Source organism: Solibacillus sp. FSL K6-4121 (assembly GCF_038002585.1).
Classification (GTDB): Bacteria; Bacillota; Bacilli; order Bacillales_A; family Planococcaceae; genus Solibacillus; species Solibacillus faecavium.
In genome coordinates, this window is the sequence record NZ_JBBOCS010000001.1 from 935,706 (window position 1) to 956,300 (window position 20,595).

The window sequence follows — 20,595 nt, forward strand, 5'->3', positions numbered from 1 at the left end:
CCACTTACTTAAAATAGAGGAAGGGGACTATACGTGGATACGATTCATCAGTTATTAAAAAAAGATAAACAGATTGATAATGTTATAGAGCAAATAGCCAAGAATTTAGCGAATGACTACCTCATAACAGGGTTGACCGGTAGTGCGAGGCCGGCTTTAATTCATACGATTTACCAGGAAACGAACAAATCCATTTATATCGTATCCTCCAATTTGCTGCAGGCACAGAAATTGGTCGATGATTTAAGTGCATTAGTCGGTGAGGAACATGTTCATTATTATCCTGCGGAAGAATTTATCGCAGCGAATATGACAATTTCTTCTCCAGAGCTTCGTGCACAGCGTATTGCGACTTTAGGAAGATTAGTAAATAAAGAGCGCGGTATTTATATCATTCCAGCCGCAGGAATGCGCAGGATGTTAAATGCCCCGCAAGACTGGCTTGGACACGAGCTTTCAACATCTTTAGGTGAGGATGTCGACATTAGTCAGTGGTTAAATAAACTTGTGGAAATGGGCTATACGAGAAGTGAAATGGTAACTACCCCTGGGGAGTTTGCCATGCGCGGAGGGATTTTGGACATCTACCCACCATATGCGCAAAATCCAATTCGAATTGAATTATTTGATACAGAAGTAGATTCAATCCGTACATTTTCGGCTGACAATCAGCGTTCTATTGAGAAATTAAATGATATTAAAATCTTGCCTGCAACGGAATTAATTCTTACAAAAGACGAACGAATCATTCTTGCAGATCGCCTAGAAGTATCTCTGGCAGCAAGCTTAAAGAAGGTTCGTAAGCAAGAAACACAGGAACTACTTATGCAAAATATCACACAGGATATTGAAATGCTTCGTCATGGTCATTTACCGGATCATATTGCAAAATATGGCTCGTTACTATTTGAGAAGCCTCATTTTCTAGGTGATTACTTCATGCAAGATGGCCTCGTTCTTTTTGATGAACTAGGACGAATACAAGAAGTAATGGAAGCATGGGAACGTGAGGAGAGTGGCTGGTTTATTTCGTTAATCGAAGAAGGGAAAATGCTTCATGAAGTAAAGCCTTCCCATTCGATGAAAGAACTACTTGCCATGTTAAATCAGCAAAAGGTGTATTTTGCGTTATTTACACGTACATTTGCAGGTGTCACGCTTAAGAAGACGATTAATTTTTCATGCAAGCCAATGCAACAATTCCATGGACAGATTGCATTATTACAAAATGAGATTGAACGTTGGACCCATGAAAAATTTGTTGTTCTGTTTACGGCTAATTCCGAAAATCGCATAAAAGCTATGCAAAATTTATTGGACGACTATCATATAGCATCAACAATTGGTTACTCAGATGCACCGGGTATTTATTTAGTGAACACAGCATTGTCATCAGGCTTTGAGCTCCCACTACAAAAAATAGCAGTTGTTACAGATGATGAACTGTTTAAACAACAGGCAAAGAAAAAATCACGTCCGCAGCAAATGACAAATGCGGAGAGAATTAAATCCTATACCGAAATTAAACCTGGAGACTATGTTGTCCATGTACATCACGGAATCGGGAAATATATCGGTATTGAAACACTCGTTGTAAATGGGACTCATCAGGATTATTTACATGTTCGCTACCGTGAAGATGATAAATTATATGTGCCTGTTGATCAAATTGAACTCATTCAGCGTTATGTGCCATCAGGTGAAAAGGAGCCTAAGCTTCATAAACTGGGCGGGACTGAATGGAAAAAGACGCGCACTAAAGTTTCGAATGCTGTACAAGATATAGCAGACGACTTAATTAAGCTTTATGCAAAGCGTGAAGCAGAAAAAGGTTTTGCATTTTCACCTGATTCCGATGAACAGCGTGGTTTTGAGGCAGCCTTCCCTTATGAAGAAACAGAAGATCAACTGCGTACAATCGCTGAAGTGAAAAAAGATATGGAACGTGAACGCCCGATGGACCGCCTTGTTTGTGGAGATGTAGGTTATGGGAAAACTGAAGTTGCGATTCGCGCTGCATTTAAAGCAATTTTAGATGGCAAACAGGTAGCCTTTTTAGTGCCAACAACGATTTTGGCACAGCAACATTATGAAACAATATCGAAGCGCTTTGAGGAATATGCAATTAATGTTGGGCTATTAAGTCGATTCCGTACTAAAAAGCAACAAACGGACACATTAAAAGGTTTACGGGAAGGAATCGTTGATATAGTTATAGGTACACATCGTATCTTATCGAAAGATGTAGTGTATCAGGATCTTGGTTTACTTATTGTCGATGAGGAGCAGCGTTTTGGTGTTACTCATAAAGAGAAAATTAAACAGCTACGGACTAATGTCGATGTGTTGACACTTACGGCTACACCGATTCCACGTACACTCCATATGTCCATGGTTGGGGTTCGTGACTTATCCGTAATTGAAACACCGCCGCAAAACCGTTTCCCTGTACAGACCTATGTAATGGAGCATAATGGTGCGCTCATTCGCGAAGCAATTGAGCGTGAAATGGCGCGTGGAGGGCAAGTCTTTTATTTATACAATCGAGTAGAAGATATTACAAGACGTGTAGAGGAGATTCAAATGCTTGTTCCTGATGCGCGGGTTGCTTTTGCACATGGGCAAATGACGGAAGCAAAGCTTGAATCCGTTATTTTAGCGTTTATTGAAGGGGAATTTGATGTTTTAGTAACGACAACAATTATCGAAACAGGCGTTGATATTCCAAACGTAAATACATTAATTGTACATGATGCAGATCGAATGGGTCTTTCTCAGCTATATCAGCTGCGTGGACGTGTTGGTCGATCGAATCGTATTGCCTATGCCTACTTTATGTATGAACACGATAAAGTACTGACAGAGGTAGCAGAGCAGCGTTTACAGGCAGTTAAGGAATTCACGGAACTTGGTTCAGGTTTTAAAATAGCAATGCGTGATTTATCAATTCGTGGGGCAGGAAATTTACTCGGTGCGCAGCAGCATGGGTTCATTGATTCCATCGGTTTTGATCTGTACTCACAAATGCTGGAAGAAGCGGTGGAAGAACGTCGCAGTGGTGTGAAAAAAGAAGAGAAGCAGGAAATTGAAATTATGCTGCACATTGATGCGTATATACCAGACGCATATATTCCGGATGGCTTTCAAAAAATCCAGATGTATAAACGAATTAAAGCAATGGAGCGCATTGAGGATTATTTAGAAATAATTGATGAATTACAGGACCGTTTTGGGGATCTACCAGTAGAAACGGAGCGACTCATGCGCATTGCACGTATGAAGGTATGGGCAATGGAGGCAGGTGTGCTGTCAATTAAAGAAAAGCAGCAAACCGTATCGATTATCCTCTCGGAGGAAGGCACAGCCAATACAAATGGCGCGCAAATTGTAGAGCAATCGATGGAATTTGGTCGAGCAGTAGGCTTCGGAATGGAAGGCGCACAGCTAGTAGTAACAGTAGATTATCATAAATGTGGAAACCACTTGCCATTCGATGTAGTTGAAAAAGTGATAAAAATTATTGCATCAGCAAAAAAATAATCATAAAAAGAGAGGGAATCTTAAAAGTTTTTAACTTTTAACATTTCCTCTCTTTTTTAATGCTAAATGAATTACAGGAAGTTTGGTTGCACACTATAATGAACACCACTCGCATAATTCAGACGTTGAAGTAATTCTTCACGATTTCGATGTTCTTCACGCAACTCCAATAATTGCTTTTCTCTTGTCGTCGAAAATGAAACTAATTCGCGCTGACCATTCTGTTTTTCCAAATAACGTTTAAAAATGCCGTTTTCAAACTTTGTAATAGTTGTAGCACGTTCTTTGGATAAATCAGGATAATAAGCTAAATGTGTTCCTGCATAATATTGCTGTTGACGATATGCATCAGGTGTTGTAGTAGTACGGTCTACTTTTAGCATGTAAAGCACCTCCCAAAAAGTTATCTATCATTTGTAAATATCCCTTTCTTTTTAAAACAAAACCATTTTTAAATTAAAGCGTTGTAATTTCCTATGCCTCTTATTGAAAATCGGGCCATAAAGCCCAGTTATTCAAAGGGACTTAAGGTAATTTTTTGTTTTTTTACTGTTACATTTATGCATAGTTTCAAGTTTTTCATACCATACTAGTTGCATCATGCTGTTAAATGATGTGAAAGTGAGGGAACATAAACGATGAAAGCAACAGGAATAGTTCGCCGCATCGATGATTTAGGTCGTGTTGTTATCCCAAAAGAAATTAGAAGAACTCTTCGTATTCGTGAGGGCGACCCTTTGGAAATTTATACGGATCGTGAAGGTGAAGTCATTTTAAAAAAATACTCACCAATTAATGATCTAGGTGAATTTGCACAACAATATGCGGAATCACTATTTGAAACATTAGGTACGCCAACATTAATAAGTGACCGAGATGAGGTAATTGCCGTTGCGGGCGTTTCCAAAAAGGATTATGTCGCAAGACGGTTAACGGTTTTTGCAGAAGATATTATTAAAAATCGGTCAATTGCTAGTGAAAAGTTAGAAATGTCGATTGAACTTGTAGCAGGACAGTATGAACAAGTGAAATCGTATTGCATCGTTCCTATTATTGCGAATGGAGATCCGATTGGTGCGATCTATTTAATATCAAGAGCACACTTTATCGGTGAAACCGAGCAAAAGACAGCTGAAACGGCAGCAAACTTCCTAGCAAAACAAATGGAAAACTAAAATTACTTAAAAACGTCCATAAAGATGGGCGTTTTTTTATTTGTTTGCCAAACGCTAAAAGTAGTGATTACCTTTAACGTCTAAAAATATGAGTGGTTTTTCATGATATAATTAGTACATTGTATGAAATAGAGGAAGGAAATAGAATGACTTCGCAAAGATTTGGTATGAAAAATTATATGAAGGGTGCTCTTCTCTTAACAGTTGCAGCACTCATAGTAAAAGTATTAAGTGCTGTATACCGTGTTCCTTATCAAAACTTAGTAGGGGATCAAGGATTTTACGTCTATCAGCAAGTGTATCCATTTATCTCATTTTTTGTTGTTTGGACATCTAGTGGATTTGCCGTTGCAATCTCAAAAATGCTTGCGGATATTGAAGGAAATGGGGGTACCTCTGAATATAAAAGATCAGTGTCACGGGTTATCTTTTATTACTTAACAGCGTTATCCCTGCTATTTTTTTGTCTATTGTTTTTTGGAGCGCAACCATTGGCAAATTTAATGGAGGATCCGCAGTTAGCAGGATTACTGAAGGTCGGTTCATTTATTACATTATGCATGCCGCTTCTGGCCATTTTAAAAGGTAACTTTCAAGCTAATAGCCATATGCAGCCGGTAGCCTATGCACAAGTTTTTGAACAGACGATTCGAGTATCGATTATTTTAATTGGTACGATTATTTTAATACAATATACTCAATCGGTTTATTCAGCGGGAAAAATCGCGATGCTCGGAACAGTCATTGGGGAAGTTGCCGGTATTGTGCTCCTCTTATATTTTTTAAAACGGTCATATAAGCCTTTAGGCAAAACCGCTATAAAAATAAAGATTTGGCCAATTTTAAAAGAAGTAACGCTATATAGCATCGCGATCAGCATGAGTGCCCTGTTATTATTATGCTTCCAACTTGTCGACTCCTTTACAATCTTTAAAATGCTCATCCAATCAGGGGTGGCTTCAGAACAAGCTATGGAAATAAAAGGGATATACGATCGAGGACAACCACTTGTTCAACTTGGTATCGTTATTGCTACCTCATTATCGTTAGCCATTGTGCCGCTTGTAGCATTGAAGGCGCACAAGTCGAACGGCCGTGGTGAAAAGCCATTCATTCAGTTGACATATCGAAGTTCATTATTATTCGGAGTGGCATCAGCACTTGGATTAATATTAGTCATGCCATATATCAACCAAATGCTGTTTATGACAGATGCATATTCGGAAGTACTAAAGCTTTATTCGTTTCAAATTGTGCCACTATCAATTATTTTGACATTTACGGCAATCCTTCAAGGATATAGTAAATTAAAATTTCCGGCGATCTGTTTAGGAATGGGCATTATACTGAAGTATTTAGGGAATGCCTATTTCGTTCCGAAACTTGGAATTTTAGGAGCAGCAATGGCAAGCAACATCGGACTGATTTTTACTGCCATTGCCTTAATTGTTTATTTAAAAAAACTGACGTCAATTCGTTTCGCCGGTTTTCAGTTTTATAAAAGGTTGGCACTGGCCTCCATCATTATGGCTATTGTTGTAAATGGTACTATTTTTGGCTTGGATTTCGTGTTTCCAACTATGCTGAGTCGGGTTGATGCACTCATTTATAGTGTGCTGCTCGTGGGGTTGGGTGCTTTTAGTTTTATAACAGCAGTGGCGAAAATGCGTGTATTAACGGAAAAGGATTGGTTTTTAATCCCGCTCGGTAGAAGAATGGCCGCATATCAGCTATTGTTAAATCGAAAGAAGTAGGTGTTTATATTGAATCAATTAACAGTCATCGGTTTAGGTGCGGCCGATTTTGAACAAATGCAAATGGGTGTTTATAAAAAAATTAAATCTGCTAAAAAGTTATATGTTCGCACAGAGGACCATCCTGTTTTACAGGATTTAAAGCGAGAAGGAATTGAATTTACGAGCTTTGATGAAGTGTACGTCAAGCATGGTTCGTTTGGTCCGGTTTATGAGGAAATTGCAGAGCGTTTAATTGAAGCGGCTGCACAGGAAGATATTATGTATGCGGTTCCTGGTCATCCCCTTGTAGCGGAACAGACAGTGCAGCATTTAATTGAAGCTGACCGTGAAGGGCGTATTCAGCTGATTATTGAAGGTGGGCAAAGCTTTTTAGATCCTATCTTTGGAGCTTTAAAGATTGACCCTATTGAAGGGTTTCAGTTATTGGATGGGACGAGCATGTCGCAACATGATATCAATATGCGACAACATATTTTAATTGCGCAAGTATACGATTCATTCAGCGCTTCTGAGGTGAAGTTGACGTTAATGGAGAAATACCGAGATGACTACCCAGTAACGATTGTAACGGCAGCTGGATCATCACAGGAGCAGCTGCGCACAGTTCCACTGTATGAGCTCGATCAGGCGGCTGAAATTAATAACTTAACGACAGTTTATGTACCACCTGTTACCTCCGATGAAGATGCACTGCGCGATTGGACGACATTCCGTCAAATCATTGCGACATTGCGCGGTCCAAATGGCTGCCCTTGGGATCAAAAACAAACACATGAATCTTTAAAAAAATACTTATTGGAAGAAGCACATGAGTTTTTGGCGGCAGTGGATGCAGAAGATGATTTTGCGATGGTAGAAGAGTTGGGAGATGTACTTTTACAAGTATTTTTACATGCACAGATTGGTGAAGATAATGGTTATTTTACATTGGAGGAAGTACTGGCAACGGTCAGTGAAAAAATGATCCGTCGTCATCCTCATGTATTTGGTGATGGCATAGCAGAAGATGCCGAGACGGTTATGGTCAATTGGCAAGAGATAAAAAAACAAGAAAAGGCCGATACAGCACATGAGTCCCTTTTAGAAAATGAATATAGTCCTTATTCATCACTCCAGACATCATACAACTATCAGAAAAAAGCAGCTACAGTCGGATTTGATTGGCCGAATGCCGAATTTGCGTGGGAGAAGTTTACCGAAGAATGGCAAGAATTCCGCGATGAAATTAAACAAGGTTCAGCAATTAGTCGAACAGATGAGTTTGGAGATGTATTGTTCACACTTGTTAATATCGCCCGTTTCTATAAAATTTCACCGGAAGAAGCAATGCTTCATGCAAATGAGAAGTTCGCCCGTCGTTTTCATTTTGTTGAACAAAGTGTGAAAAATAGTGGAAAAGCATTTAATGACTTTACTTTAGAACAATTAGATGCGTTTTGGAATGAAGCCAAACAATTAGAAAAAGGGGAGTAATTTTATGCGTTTAGACAAATTTTTAAAAGTTTCGCGATTAATTAAACGTCGTACATTAGCAAAAGAAGTTGCAGTACAAGGTCGTATTATGATTAATGGTAAAGTAGCCAAGGCAAGCAGCACAGTAAAAGTTGGCGATGAGCTAGCGATACGTTTCGGTCAAAAAATTGTAACCGCACGTGTTGAGGAATTGCGTGAAAATGTAAAAAAAGAAGATGCTTTAAAAATGTTTACTATTGTAAAAGAAGAGCGTCTTGAGCAGGTTGAACCAGAATTTATTGATGATGAAGAATAATGAAGAGAGCATGACCATCTTTTTGAGTCATGCTTTTTTTAATTGTTGCATATAGTGTACAACTATAAGCTCAAAGGGGGACTTGCATTGACTATTCATCAAGAAAGTAGTCGTTATACCATTTCATCTGGGGATCACTTAGTGACGGTACGCAATAGAAAGCGTATGGACATGACTTCTGTAAAAAGTATTGAACGGTTTGATCAGGAAGAATTCTACGTAAATACATCACAAGGCCACTTACTAATACGTGGAGAAGAGCTGCGCATCGTACATTTGGATGTCGATAAAGGATTGCTAACGTTGGAAGGGGAAGTAAAGGCATTCCAATACGATGAAAGCGAGAATGGTTTGTCAAAAAGTTTCCTTCATAAATTGTTTGGATGATGATGAGTGCGCAACTTGTAAGCATCCTCGTCATGTTTATAAGTGGACTAGCTGTAGGTGCCATCATTGACTGTATAAGAATTAATTTAAATCGTATCCCCCTTAAAAATATTAGACGGATCACATGGCTTTTAGAATGGCACGTTTGGTTGATATTAGGGGTTAGTACGTTTTATCTGTTATTTTTAGTAAAAGGAGGGCAATGGAGATTTGTGGACCCACTTGCCCAAATAGCTGGAATTGCAGCTTATGAAGTCGTTTTTCAAAATAGCATACGTTTCCTCGGAAGGGTATTCATCAATATATTTATCAGGCCCATTTTATTTATAGGACATGTAGTTGCCAAAGTCATAGTAAGTATTATAAGGTTATTAAAAACAATAATTATTTTTCTATGTAATCCATTTATCAAATTATTTAGGAAATATTTGTTAAAAAACTTTAAAACGCAGTAGGGAATTTGTATAATTAGAACGAATAGTTATAGTGAGGGAGGCGACGGGAATGGGAAGAAGAAATGTGCAAGAAGAGCTACATAATCAGAATGTACAGCCGTTAAATAACGACTATGTCCGATCAAATCCGCAAGCTCGAGCTCAAATTAAAGCAAAAATAGCTGTTAGACGTCGAAGAAGAATCGCTGTATTTTTCATTCTTGCAACGGTAGCAATTGTTTTATTAGTTAAGGCAAATATGGTTCAACATGAACGTCTCGCTGCGAAAGAGGAAGCAAAAGTTGCTGCTACTGCACTACTAGATGAAGCATTACACAAACAAGAGCTTTTAAACTTGCAAATAGCAAAACTGGAAGACGATGAATATATTGCTAAGTTGGCACGGAAAGAGTTTTTCCTTTCCGATGAAGGCGAAATTATTTTTACTATCCCTAACAAATCCGAAAAAGCTAATGATGAAGAAGATGATGATTAGAAAGCGTTTTAACGGTTGTTGGTTACAATTGTTTAAGAAGGACTGCTACTTTGAAAATTAAATAAAAAAACCAATCATTATGTTCATTTTGTCATAAAATACTTGGTATTATTTGCCTCTAGTTAGAGTGTCTTGTTGACACTCTTTTTATGTTAGCTATAATTAGAGAAGAAGCTATTGAACAAAAGTTTCATTATAATTGATAAATGGCTTTTCAATCGAAGAGTCTCTTAAAATTTAAGGAGGAGCATTTTTTTTATGTCAATTGAAGTAGGCAGCAAAGTACAAGGTAAGGTAACAGGCATCACAAATTTTGGCGCATTCGTTGAGCTTCCAGATGGGAAAACAGGTTTAGTTCACATTAGTGAAGTGGCAGATAACTACGTAAAAGATATTAACGAGCATCTTAAAGTAGGCGATGAAGTTAAAGTGATGAATGTTGAAGCGGATGGAAAGATTGGTCTTTCTATTCGTAAAGCAAAGCCTCAAGCTGAGCGACCAGAGCGTCCACAGCGTCCTCGTCGCGAAAACAACCGTTCTAACGATCGTAATGATCGTCAACCAAAAGAGAACTTTGAACAGAAGATGGCGCGTTTCTTAAAAGATAGCGATGAGCGTTTAACTACACTAAAGCGTGCAACTGAGTCTAAACGCGGTGGCCGTGGAGCTCGCAGAGGATAATTTTGCTGGCTGTTTGAACGTAGAAAAAGTGTCGAATAGATGAAAGATAAGGCAGTGTTAAAAGTCAAATTGACTTTTAACACTGCCTTTCTTTGTATAAATATTCCGGCTCCGCAGTAAACTCAACGCAAAGCTATGCTACCGCGTAAAGCCCTATACGTATAAGCTATTCTCTTTCTGCATTATGTTTTATTAGCAAGCGGATGAGTGTAATAAAACAGAAGATCCCTCCAACAAGACCAACTGCAATCATTATAATTTGTAGAGGGAGAGGCAAGTTGGTTAAAATAACGCCTCCAACAACTAAAAGCATGCTCACACCACAAAGAAAAGCCAAGTATGTAAAGTTTTGTACCAAAGAAAACGCCTCCTCTTACTTCAACATTATAAAGTATAAAGCAAAAAGATTGTTATGAAATCCCAAAATAGAAAAAAGCCGCCTAGGAAATAATGTTTTCCTAAACAGCCCTTAAGATGACCCGTACGGGATTCGAACCCGTGTTACCGCCGTGAAAGGGCGGTGTCTTAACCACTTGACCAACGGGCCTAAAAATGGTGGCGGCAGAGGGAGTCGAACCCACGACCTTTCGGGTATGAACCGAGTGCTCTAGCCAACTGAGCTACACCGCCAAAATTAACAACAGAACTAATAATACAATGCGTTGTAATAAGTGTCAACAACAATTTCCGCTAAATTTTGAGGCCTTTATGGATGGGAAAATGGGTAATAATTATTTTTTTGTATTTTGATTAGAAATTAAGTTAAAAACGTGCATATTCCCTTAAAAAATCCGTCGAACAATTTTTTATAAGCAGTCCTACAAACAGACAAAATTCACTTTTCAAGCATTTGTATAATAGCGATAAAAAGAAAAGGTGATAGTAAAAATGGTGACATTAAACAATCAAAATGAGTTTCAAACATTTAATTTAAGCCTATTATTATATAAAGAAAAATCAAAAATGATAATATCAAGTGCTATAGTCTTTCTAGCCTTTTGTTTTGCTCAGGCTGTTTTTTTTGAAGCAGTTGTTCCATTGTTTCTACCTTTCTGGCTTATTATACGGACCCGGTTTGCTGCTTTTCAAAAGAGTGTATTACTAGGAGGGATAATCGGAACTTGCTTCCTTGGTTTTGGGCAAGTTGCTATTGTTTTAGTACAATTGCTTTTCATGGAATGTCTCGTAAGATTTAAGTTTTTGAAACTATCTCCATATATTTTGCTGGCAAGCAGCATTGTCATCGTACAATTATTGTGGCAAATGATGCTGCATAGTGGTACACCGTCTATCATGGTATTATTCTATATTATTTATGAATGCTTTTTCTCCGTTTCCATGTTATTTTTTATTCGACTTCTGACATTACAGACTAACGAAGCAGGTCATATTGAATGGACAAGGGACAAAATCACGGCAATCATGATCATTTTGGCGGGGGTAATGGTAGGTATGCAAAGCATGACTCTACTTTACTTTTCATTACCGCTTATTTTACTTCACTTTCTAATTTGCCTCGTTGCCTATACTTCGACAGTAGGGGCTACTGTAATCTTTTCGTTATCTCTTGGGTTCTTTATGGGACTCGCCAATTTATCCTTCACGGGTATGATGATTTTGTATGCTTGTACAGGTTTGGTGGCAGCATTAGTACAAAATCAAGGGCGTTATATTGTAGCATTGTTTAGCTTGCTCCCAAGTATCTTTTTCTTTTTCTATGATGCGACATTACCGATAGACAGTGTTTATTTTTTATCGATGTTAACAGGAGCAATTGGATTTTTATTAGTACCGAAAAATGTGCTCTCCTACTGTCAAATGTATTATAAGCAGCAAACGGTCAGTATCGTTCAAGTGAATCGCAATGAAGTAGTGGAAGTCCAGCTCAAGCAATTTCAGCACTTTGTGTCATTCATGAAGGAACTTGTTTTTGAGCGTTTTACACAACCATCAACAAAAAATGAAAAGAAAGTAGAGCCGTTTTTAATTTGCTCTAGCTGTTTTAAATATGAACAATGCTGGGGGAAAAATAGAGAAATGGAAGAGACGATCAATGCTTGGAGATTAGCAAAAAGGAGTCCAAAACCTGTTGCATGGATGCGTGTTGAGGAGCAACTTAAAGGAAAGTGTATAAAGTCTTCTAAGCTGCTAGAAGAGTTGGAGTCGGCTATGCAAAAAGAACATATGGAACGTGAGTATTATCATGGTAAAAAGATGATTGCTTTACAGCTGCGTGACTTAAGCAGTCATTTTGAAAAACTTTTAAGCAGTCACCAGTTAGATGTCGGCTCAACAGAAGTAGACGGTGATATTCAGCAATATTTAAATGAACGTGATATCCATTGTCTGCACATCCAGTGGTTAAAAACAGAAATAGGGGATCGTGAATTTATTTGTTATATTGCAGACCAGCGAGATGCACACGTTGTGATTCAGCAGCTAGAACAGCAATTGTTCGATTTGCTTCATGAACCACTGAAAGGCGAATCGATTTATGAACAACAATCGCCTATTTTTTATAGACAAATAAAGTTTCGCTCGGCAATCCGTTATCAATTGGAGTATGATATATATACGTATTCACATGCGCACCATACGATTTCCGGAGATTCCTACCGGGTATTTCCGATTCACCCGGGATTAATGGCAGTTATGCTATCAGATGGTATGGGAACGAATGTGAGGGCACACGAAGAAAGTGAACGTTTAATTCAAATGATGCAAGATTGTATAACGTATAACATGGATCCTGAAACGGCTATGCATACGATGCATTACGTTATGTCATTAAAAAATGATTCGGATATGTATGCTACGATGGATTTTGCCTTGGTTGATTTACAGTTCGGTCATTTATGGTGCTGGAAAGCAGGCGGCATGACAACTTACGTGTTGAGAGGACCAGATTTATTTAAAATAGAGAGTACAAGTGCACCAATTGGCTTTTTACCGAATTTCGCGATCGACACTGAAATGACCCCATTATTATCAGAGGATGTTATTTTAATGATTTCGGATGGATTGTTTTCACCATCCGCACAATGGGATGCTCAAGAACAATTATTTATCCGTTTGATTCGTCAAGGAATCGAAAAAGGAGCCTCTATCCAAGTTGTACTATATGATGTAATGACTCAATTCAAACAAATGTACCCAATTGCGGACGACTGTACGGTTATGCTGTTCCGTCTGCAACATGTAACAAAGCCATGGCAAGTATTTCGACCAACAATCAAACATTGAACGGGTTATGAGGTGAAAAAATGCACAGTTTAGAACATCGTGTTTTAGCTTTTATAAAAGAGCATCAGCTTATAGAAGATGGTGAAAAACTATTAATTGCTTGTTCAGGAGGCGTTGATTCGATGGCGCTTCTTTCTTTTTTTCACCATTTTCAAAGCTACTTTCAAATCGAGCTCGCCGTAGCCCATGTCGATCATATGTTACGCGGCGAGCAATCGGCTGAGGATTGCAAATTTGTGGAACAGACGTGTAAAACTTGGGGAATCCCTTTTTACAGCTGTGCTATTCCTATTGCAGAAATTCAGCAAAGAGACGGAGGTAATATGCAGGTAATTTGCCGTCAAGAGCGCTATCGTTATTTTGAAGAGGTCATGGATGCACACAAATGCACAAAACTAGTAACGGCCCATCATGCAGACGATCAATTGGAATCCATGTTAATGGCCCTGACGAAAGCGAGTTCATTAAATGGATTAAAAGGAATTTTACCGCTTCGAAAATTTTATGATTATACGGTAATTCGTCCGTTTTTAATGGTTACAAAACATGAAATTGGGGAATATTTACATAGTAAAAGCATTTTATACCGTGAAGATCCAAGCAACGCAAAGAATGATTATACCCGCAATCGATTTCGTCATCATGTCGTGCCAATTTTAAAAGAAGAAAATCCCCTCGTGTCCCAACATGCCGTACAAATCGCACAACAACTTACAGAAGATGATTCGTATTTAATGGACCTTGCAAAAGTGCGTTTTTCTGAGCTTTTTAATAAATTTGACAAAAATTATTACAAAGTGAATGTTTCCGCATTTCAAAAAGAACCACTTGCTTTACAAAGAAGGCTCGTTTTAATACTATTAAGTTATCTTTATAACGATTCAAAAACGTTTCAAAGCTATGTACTTTGTACGACGGTTTTGGCGTTGTTTTCAACGTCTGAAGGAAGTCGTACACTTGATTTACCTGAGAATTTTATTGCCCGGCGACAATACGATGAAGTTGTATTTGAAACTAAAAAGAAGAGCTTTTTGATGGAAAAACAACAAATCGTTTTGAATGAGTGGTACATGCTTGGGACGATGCGCATTTATATCGGAGAACTTGCGTTATGTGATGATACTCTATTACAACAATATCATCCACATTTTTTCGAAGCGTCATCTGTATCATTTCCATTATTCATAAGGTCTCCAAAACAAGGGGATCGTATTGCGCTACATGGCATGCAGCACCAGAAAAAAGTATCTCGCATTTTTATTGATGACAAGATTCCTTTCTTAAAAAGAGCTAGTTGGCCGTTGTTAGTAGATGCTAATGATGAGTTGCTCTCCATATTAGCTGTGCGCGTAAACAATAAATTTTCTAATGTAAAATCGACAGTGCATTCAATGGTGCTTCTTGTCGACAGCAATGAACGTCTTTAGAAAGTTTAATTAATTAAAGGAGGAATCTACTCATGATTCAAAATGATATTGAAAAAATTATGATTACAGAAGAACAAATTCAAGAGCGTATTAAAGAACTTGGTGCAGAACTGACAGAGGAATATAAAGAACTTTTCCCATTGGCAGTTGGTGTATTAAAAGGTGCTATGCCTTTTATGACAGATTTAATGAAGCGTTTTGATTCGTATGTTGAGTTGGATTTTATGGACGTTACTTCATACGGTAATGCAACAGTTTCATCAGGGGAAGTAAAAATTGTCAAAGACTTAAATACGAGTGTAGAAGGTCGCGATGTCATTATTATTGAAGACATCATCGACAGCGGATTAACTTTGAGCTATTTAGTCGATTTATTTAAGTACCGTAAAGCAAAATCAATAAAAATTGTTACATTGCTAGATAAGCCATCTGGACGCAAAGTAAATTTAGAAGCAGATGTTGTTGGCTTCGAAGTTCCAGACGGATTTGTAGTTGGTTACGGTTTAGATTATGCGGAAAAATATCGTAACTTACCATATATCGGAATTTTAAAACGTGAAGTTTATTCATTTTAATGGGTATTAAAGTCGATACAAATGCTGTTTTTTATTGGCATAATCGATAAAAAGAGCGGGTTTTGTCATAATTCGTTTGAACATTTAAAATTAGAGTGCTTTTCGTTGTATGAAAATTTCAACGTATGTTAAGATTTTACTTATAGTTTTTCTGTAACGTTGTGAGGAGGCTGGGGATGAATCGAATATTTCGATACACCATATTTTATTTACTAATTTTTCTCGTAATTATCGGGATTTTTGGAACATTTAATGGTGGAAAACAGACAACTGAAAATCTTGATTATCACGCATTTTTTGAGGCTTTAGAAAGTAATGAGGTTGCCTCTATTACAATACAGCCTGAGCGAGGCGTGTACAAAATCGTAGGTCAAATGAACGGTGCTGAAGAAGGCGAGACTTTCACAGTAAACGTTTTACAAAATGACCAAACTTCTGTAGACCGTATTATGCAGATGCAAGATCAAGTTGCAAACGGTGAATATCCAGGAGTGGAAATTTTAGAACAACCGCAAACAAGCGGGTTCGTAACATTCCTTACGAGCATTATTCCATTTGTTATCATTATCATTTTATTCTTCTTCTTATTAAGCCAATCTCAAGGTGGCGGTAATAAGGTGATGAACTTTGGTAAATCTAAAGCTAAGCTTTATGATGACCAAAAGAAAAAAGTTCGCTTCAACGACGTAGCAGGTGCCGATGAAGAGAAACAAGAGCTTGTCGAAGTAGTCGACTTCCTAAAAGATCACCGTAAATTTACTGATATCGGTGCACGTATTCCTAAAGGGATTCTACTTGTAGGTCCTCCAGGTACGGGTAAAACATTACTTGCACGTGCGGTAGCAGGTGAAGCTGGTGTACCATTCTTCTCGATTTCAGGTTCTGACTTCGTAGAAATGTTCGTCGGTGTCGGTGCATCTCGTGTTCGTGACTTGTTCGAAAACGCGAAGAAAAATGCACCATGTATCATTTTCATTGATGAGATTGATGCAGTAGGTCGTCAACGTGGTGCGGGTCTTGGTGGCGGTCACGATGAGCGTGAACAAACATTAAACCAATTATTAGTTGAAATGGATGGTTTCGGTGCAAACGAAGGGATTATCATTATCGCTGCGACAAACCGCCCAGACATCCTAGATAAAGCATTATTACGTCCTGGTCGTTTTGACCGTCAAATTACGGTTGGTCACCCAGACGTAAAAGGCCGTGAAGCAATTCTAAAAGTACATGCACGCAATAAGCCATTAGCGGATACAGTTGATTTAGCGGCCGTTGCACAGCGTACACCAGGATTCTCAGGTGCTGATTTAGAAAACTTATTAAACGAAGGTGCCCTTGTTGCAGCTCGTAAAAACAGAAAAACAATCACGATGGCTGATATTGATGAAGCATCGGACCGCGTTATCGCTGGTCCGGCAAAAGCAAGCCGCGTTTATTCTCCAAAAGAGAAAAAGCTTGTTGCCTTCCATGAAGCGGGTCACGTTGTTGTTGGGTTAGAATTAGATGAAGCAGATACTGTTCATAAAGTAACAATTGTTCCACGCGGTCAAGCGGGTGGTTATGCAATTATGTTACCGAAAGAAGAGCGCTTCTTTACGACAAAGCAAGAGTTACTTGACCGTATTGCTGGTCTTTTAGGTGGACGTGTTGCGGAAGAAATCGTACTTGGTGAAGTATCAACAGGTGCACATAATGACTTCCAAAAAGTAACGAGCATTGCACGTGCGATGGTAACAGAGTATGGGATGAGCAATAGTTTAGGTGCTGTTCAGTATGGCTCAAACCAAGGTGGTAATCCGTTCTTAGGACGTGATTTCGGCTCAGACCAAAACTACTCAGATACAGTAGCATATGAAATTGATAAAGAAGTTCAACGTATTGTCGATGAGCAATATGCTCGTACAAAACGTATTTTAACAGAGCGTCGTGACTTGCTTGATTTAATTGCAAATACGTTAATTAAAATTGAAACGTTAAATGCACAGCAAATCGAACATTTACGTGACCATGGTGTACTGCCTCCTGAAGAAGAGGTAGTAGAATCAGAGCCTCAAACAGAAAAAGAAGTAACGCCAACAATTGAAACGGCAGGCAATGCTTCAATTAATGAAGAGGTACAAGGTGATAAAACGCCTCCAACTGTAGAAGATTTACCGAAAGATGTGTCGGATGATCGCCCACAAGGCATTGATGAAGACCGTCCAAAGTAATATAAGCAAACTGACTATTTCCTAGGAAAAGGAGATAGTCAGTTTTTTCTTCCGGTTTTTTATGATTAAACTAATAAAGGAAAAAACGGAATACTGTATAGTGAATGACCAAATATGGTATGATTTTTTTCAGAACATGAAAAGTAGGTGTCGCTTTTGATTTTAGTGATGAATGCAGGAAACTCCAATATTACTTTAGGTATTTATCATCATGATAAACTCATACATCATTGGCGGACAGAAACAAATATACGGAAGACAGAAGATGAATATGCGATGCAATTTAAGGCGTTTTTTGCTCATGAAGGCATTTCATTTGAACAAATAAAGGGGATTATTATATCCTCAGTTGTGCCGCCTATAATGTTTGCACTTGAATTAATGTGCAAAAAATATTTCCATACCCAGCCTTTAATTGTTGGACCAGGTGTAAAAACCGGCTTGAATATAAAGTATGAAAATCCACGTGAAGTGGGGGCTGACCGTATTGTTAATGCTGTTGCGGCCTTAGAGCAATATGGTGGCAGACCTTTAATTATTATCGATTTTGGAACAGCTATCACGTACTGCTTTATAAATGAGCGTGGGGATTATTTAGGAGGCGCCATTGCACCCGGAATTGCGATTTCTGTAGAAGCGTTAAATGTACGGGCAGCAAAATTACCCCGCTTTGAAATTGCCCGAGCATCGCAGGTTGTGGGGAAGAATACGATTGCCGCAATGCAAGCAGGTGTATTTTACGGTTTTATCGGACAAGTGGAGGGCATTGTAAGTCGTATGAAGGATCAAAGTAAAGAGGAGCCAATGGTTATTGCCACAGGTGGACTAGCAAAACTAATTGCCGATGAAACACAAATGATTGATATTGTCGATTCATTCCTTACCTTAAAGGGATTAGCGATTATTTATAAAAGAAATCAGTAGAAAAGAGGAATTTCAATATGAAAGACTACTTAGTAAGAGCAATTGCTTTTGACGGACAGGTTCGTGCATTTGCAACTAATACAACAGAGACTGTAGGAGAAGCACAACGTCGTCATAATACATGGCCAATCGTATCTGCTGCTTTAGGTCGTTCGATGACAGCATCAGTAATGATGGGGGCGATGTTAAAAGGTGATGATAAAGTTACGATAAAAATCGAAGGTAACGGTCCAATTGGTCCAATGGTAATTGATGCAGATGCAAAAGGAGATGTGCGAGGGTTTGTTACGAATCCGCATGTTCATTTTGAATTAAATGAACATGGGAAACTAGATGTTCGTGCAGGTGTCGGTACAGAAGGTGCACTAACAGTCGTAAAAGATTTAGGTTTACGTGATATGTTCTCAGGTCAAACACCAATTGTTTCCGGCGAAATCGCTGAAGACTTCACATACTATTTCGCTTCATCTGAACAGGTACCTTCATCAGTAGGTTTAGGCGTATTAGTAAATCCGGATAATACAATTTTAGCTGCAGGTGGCTTTATCATTCAATTAATGCCAGGCTGTAATGAGGAAACAATCGAAGAGATTGAACGACGTTTGTCATCCATTGAGCCTGTTTCAAAAATGATTGAAAAAGGCTATTCACCTGAGCAGATTTTAGATGCGGTATTAGGTGAGGGGAATGTTCAAATTCTTACATCAATGCCTGTGCAGTTTCAATGTCAATGTTCAAAAGAGCGTTTTGGTGCGGCAATTATCAGTCTAGGTGTCGGTGAGATTCAAGAAATGATTGACGAAGATGGTGGAGCAGAAGCGCAATGTCATTTCTGTTTAGAGAAATATCAATTCGACAAAAATGAACTTGAAGGCTTTGTGAATGAAATCCAATCGTAATCGTAATTTACACCAAACACCACAAAACACACCAAATAATTTACCGTACACACAACGACGCTTAAAAACAAAACCAACGTTACTTTTATTGCTTATTTTGTTAATCGGAAATTTATTTTGGCTAGTATTATGGCTACTCCCTTCAGATGATGCGACATCTCCAGCATCTCAAGACGGCAGCGAGGAAATTGCTGCCGTTGACGGAGAGCCTATTACAAGCCAACAATGGTTATCCGCGATGGAAAATCGTTATGGAAAAGAAACTTTACAAGGTTTAGTGAATGAAGCGGTGATGGAGAAGGCCGCTAAAAAATATAAAATCGATGTCAAAGACGAAGAAATCGATTTAGAAATCGCTTTATTGCGTTCGGCACAAGATTCAAATGATACAACTCTACATAGCCTCTCCCCAGAGCAACTCCGTCAAAAAGTGCGTGCTCAGCTCATCTTAGATAAAGTATTAACAAATGATGTTGTTGTAGAAGAGGAAGAGGCAAAAAAATATTACGACGATAACAAGTCACTCTATAATATTCCGACGACCTATCGAACTAGTATGATTATCGTGAACTCTAAGGAAGATGCGGAGCGAGTGGAAAAAGAGCTGAAAAGTGGCTCTGATTTTACGGTTTTAGCACGTGAGCATTCAGTGGATGCAGCCTCGGCGAGTTTAGGCGGCGATATTGGTTTTATTACATCCAGTCAATCGACACTCGACCCAGCCGTTTTACAAGAAGTGGAGAAACTTAAGGAAAAAGAGACTTCTAAGCCTTTTGTGTTAAGTGATGGCCGATATGCGATTGCTACGGTTACAGAAAAGATGGAAGGGCAGTCCTTTAGCTTTGATCAGGTGACAGGGCATGTGAAGCGTCAGCTGGCATTGGAACAACTACCACCTTCGATTACACCGGAAACCTTCTGGAAAGAGTTTAATGCTACTTGGATTTATGGAGAATCGAAAAAATAAAATAAAACATAATAAATGGTTGTATTAGTATGCGCTGCTTCTAATACAGCCATTTTTAAACTAAACGAAAAATTCAGTAAAATAGTCAGAAATTTTCCAAAAATTACGATCC

General features: G+C 38.5%; 18 protein-coding genes and 2 tRNA genes. 16 read left to right on the forward strand and 4 right to left on the reverse strand.

Annotated features, from left to right (window positions below; translation table 11 throughout):
* Positions 1-33: 33 nt before the first annotated feature.
* The gene (mfd, locus tag MHH95_RS04760; protein WP_340726608.1) at positions 34-3,540 is read left to right on the forward strand and encodes a transcription-repair coupling factor; all 3,507 of its coding nucleotides are present in this window, start codon (positions 34-36) and stop codon (positions 3,538-3,540) included.
* Positions 3,541-3,611: 71 nt separating this feature from the next.
* Here mfd and MHH95_RS04765 read toward each other — a convergent pair whose 3' ends face one another.
* Positions 3,612-3,923, reverse strand: a complete 312-nt coding sequence (locus MHH95_RS04765) for a hypothetical protein (protein WP_191701721.1) — start codon at positions 3,921-3,923, stop codon at positions 3,612-3,614.
* Positions 3,924-4,178: 255 nt separating this feature from the next.
* Between MHH95_RS04765 and spoVT the strand changes: the two genes are divergently transcribed.
* The 8 genes from spoVT (at position 4,179) to MHH95_RS04800 (ending at position 10,238) form a co-directional block, all read left to right on the forward strand.
* Positions 4,179-4,715, forward strand: coding sequence for a stage V sporulation protein T (gene spoVT / locus MHH95_RS04770; RefSeq protein ID WP_191701720.1), 537 nt, complete (start codon positions 4,179-4,181; stop codon positions 4,713-4,715).
* A gap of 146 nt (positions 4,716-4,861) precedes the next feature.
* Positions 4,862-6,469, forward strand: coding sequence for a putative polysaccharide biosynthesis protein (locus MHH95_RS04775; RefSeq protein WP_340726609.1), 1,608 nt, complete (start codon positions 4,862-4,864; stop codon positions 6,467-6,469).
* A gap of 9 nt (positions 6,470-6,478) precedes the next feature.
* Positions 6,479-7,945 carry a nucleoside triphosphate pyrophosphohydrolase gene (mazG, locus tag MHH95_RS04780; RefSeq protein ID WP_340726610.1) on the forward strand — a complete coding sequence of 489 codons (1,467 nt, stop codon included), beginning with the start codon at positions 6,479-6,481 and terminating at the stop codon, positions 7,943-7,945.
* A 4-nt stretch (positions 7,946-7,949) separates the two neighbouring features.
* The gene (locus MHH95_RS04785; protein ID WP_191701717.1) at positions 7,950-8,240 is read left to right on the forward strand and encodes an RNA-binding S4 domain-containing protein; all 291 of its coding nucleotides are present in this window, start codon (positions 7,950-7,952) and stop codon (positions 8,238-8,240) included.
* A gap of 87 nt (positions 8,241-8,327) precedes the next feature.
* Positions 8,328-8,627 carry a sporulation protein YabP gene (gene yabP, locus MHH95_RS04790; RefSeq protein WP_191701716.1) on the forward strand — a complete coding sequence of 100 codons (300 nt, stop codon included), beginning with the start codon at positions 8,328-8,330 and terminating at the stop codon, positions 8,625-8,627.
* A gap of 2 nt (positions 8,628-8,629) precedes the next feature.
* Positions 8,630-9,082, forward strand: a complete 453-nt coding sequence (yabQ, locus tag MHH95_RS18635) for a spore cortex biosynthesis protein YabQ (RefSeq protein ID WP_445682991.1) — start codon at positions 8,630-8,632, stop codon at positions 9,080-9,082.
* 49 nt (positions 9,083-9,131) lie between these two features.
* Positions 9,132-9,557: an FtsB family cell division protein gene (locus tag MHH95_RS04795; RefSeq protein WP_340726611.1), complete on the forward strand. Its 426-nt coding sequence runs from the start codon at positions 9,132-9,134 to the stop codon at positions 9,555-9,557.
* 258 nt (positions 9,558-9,815) lie between these two features.
* A complete protein-coding gene (locus MHH95_RS04800; protein WP_340726612.1) occupies positions 9,816-10,238 on the forward strand; it encodes a S1 domain-containing RNA-binding protein in 423 nt (140 codons plus the stop codon).
* Positions 10,239-10,404: 166 nt separating this feature from the next.
* Here MHH95_RS04800 and MHH95_RS04805 read toward each other — a convergent pair whose 3' ends face one another.
* The 3 genes from MHH95_RS04805 to MHH95_RS04815 all read right to left on the reverse strand — a co-directional run bounded on the left by MHH95_RS04805 (position 10,405) and on the right by MHH95_RS04815 (position 10,868).
* The gene (locus MHH95_RS04805; RefSeq protein ID WP_191701713.1) at positions 10,405-10,596 is read right to left on the reverse strand and encodes a sodium:potassium antiporter; all 192 of its coding nucleotides are present in this window, start codon (positions 10,594-10,596) and stop codon (positions 10,405-10,407) included.
* Between the two features lie 117 nt (positions 10,597-10,713).
* Positions 10,714-10,785: transfer RNA gene (locus MHH95_RS04810), tRNA-Glu, on the reverse strand.
* A 6-nt stretch (positions 10,786-10,791) separates the two neighbouring features.
* Positions 10,792-10,868 (reverse strand) — tRNA-Met (locus tag MHH95_RS04815).
* A gap of 258 nt (positions 10,869-11,126) precedes the next feature.
* Here MHH95_RS04815 and MHH95_RS04820 point away from each other — a divergent pair.
* The 7 genes from MHH95_RS04820 (at position 11,127) to MHH95_RS04850 (ending at position 20,483) form a co-directional block, all read left to right on the forward strand.
* Positions 11,127-13,481, forward strand: a complete 2,355-nt coding sequence (locus MHH95_RS04820) for a SpoIIE family protein phosphatase (RefSeq protein WP_340726613.1) — start codon at positions 11,127-11,129, stop codon at positions 13,479-13,481.
* A gap of 20 nt (positions 13,482-13,501) precedes the next feature.
* Positions 13,502-14,908, forward strand: coding sequence for a tRNA lysidine(34) synthetase TilS (gene tilS, locus MHH95_RS04825; protein ID WP_340726614.1), 1,407 nt, complete (start codon positions 13,502-13,504; stop codon positions 14,906-14,908).
* A gap of 32 nt (positions 14,909-14,940) precedes the next feature.
* Positions 14,941-15,483 carry a hypoxanthine phosphoribosyltransferase gene (hpt, locus tag MHH95_RS04830; protein WP_191701710.1) on the forward strand — a complete coding sequence of 181 codons (543 nt, stop codon included), beginning with the start codon at positions 14,941-14,943 and terminating at the stop codon, positions 15,481-15,483.
* 176 nt (positions 15,484-15,659) lie between these two features.
* A complete protein-coding gene (gene ftsH / locus MHH95_RS04835; protein WP_340726615.1) occupies positions 15,660-17,693 on the forward strand; it encodes an ATP-dependent zinc metalloprotease FtsH in 2,034 nt (677 codons plus the stop codon).
* A 156-nt stretch (positions 17,694-17,849) separates the two neighbouring features.
* On the forward strand, positions 17,850-18,617 hold the full coding sequence (locus tag MHH95_RS04840) for a type III pantothenate kinase (protein ID WP_340726616.1): 768 nt from the start codon (positions 17,850-17,852) through the stop codon (positions 18,615-18,617).
* A gap of 17 nt (positions 18,618-18,634) precedes the next feature.
* Complete coding sequence (hslO, locus tag MHH95_RS04845) at positions 18,635-19,516, forward strand: Hsp33 family molecular chaperone HslO (protein ID WP_340726617.1); 882 nt, start codon at positions 18,635-18,637, stop codon at positions 19,514-19,516.
* A complete protein-coding gene (locus MHH95_RS04850) occupies positions 19,500-20,483 on the forward strand; it encodes a peptidyl-prolyl cis-trans isomerase (protein ID WP_340726618.1) in 984 nt (327 codons plus the stop codon). Before hslO ends, MHH95_RS04850 begins: the two co-directional genes overlap by 17 nt.
* Positions 20,484-20,595 lie beyond the last annotated feature (112 nt).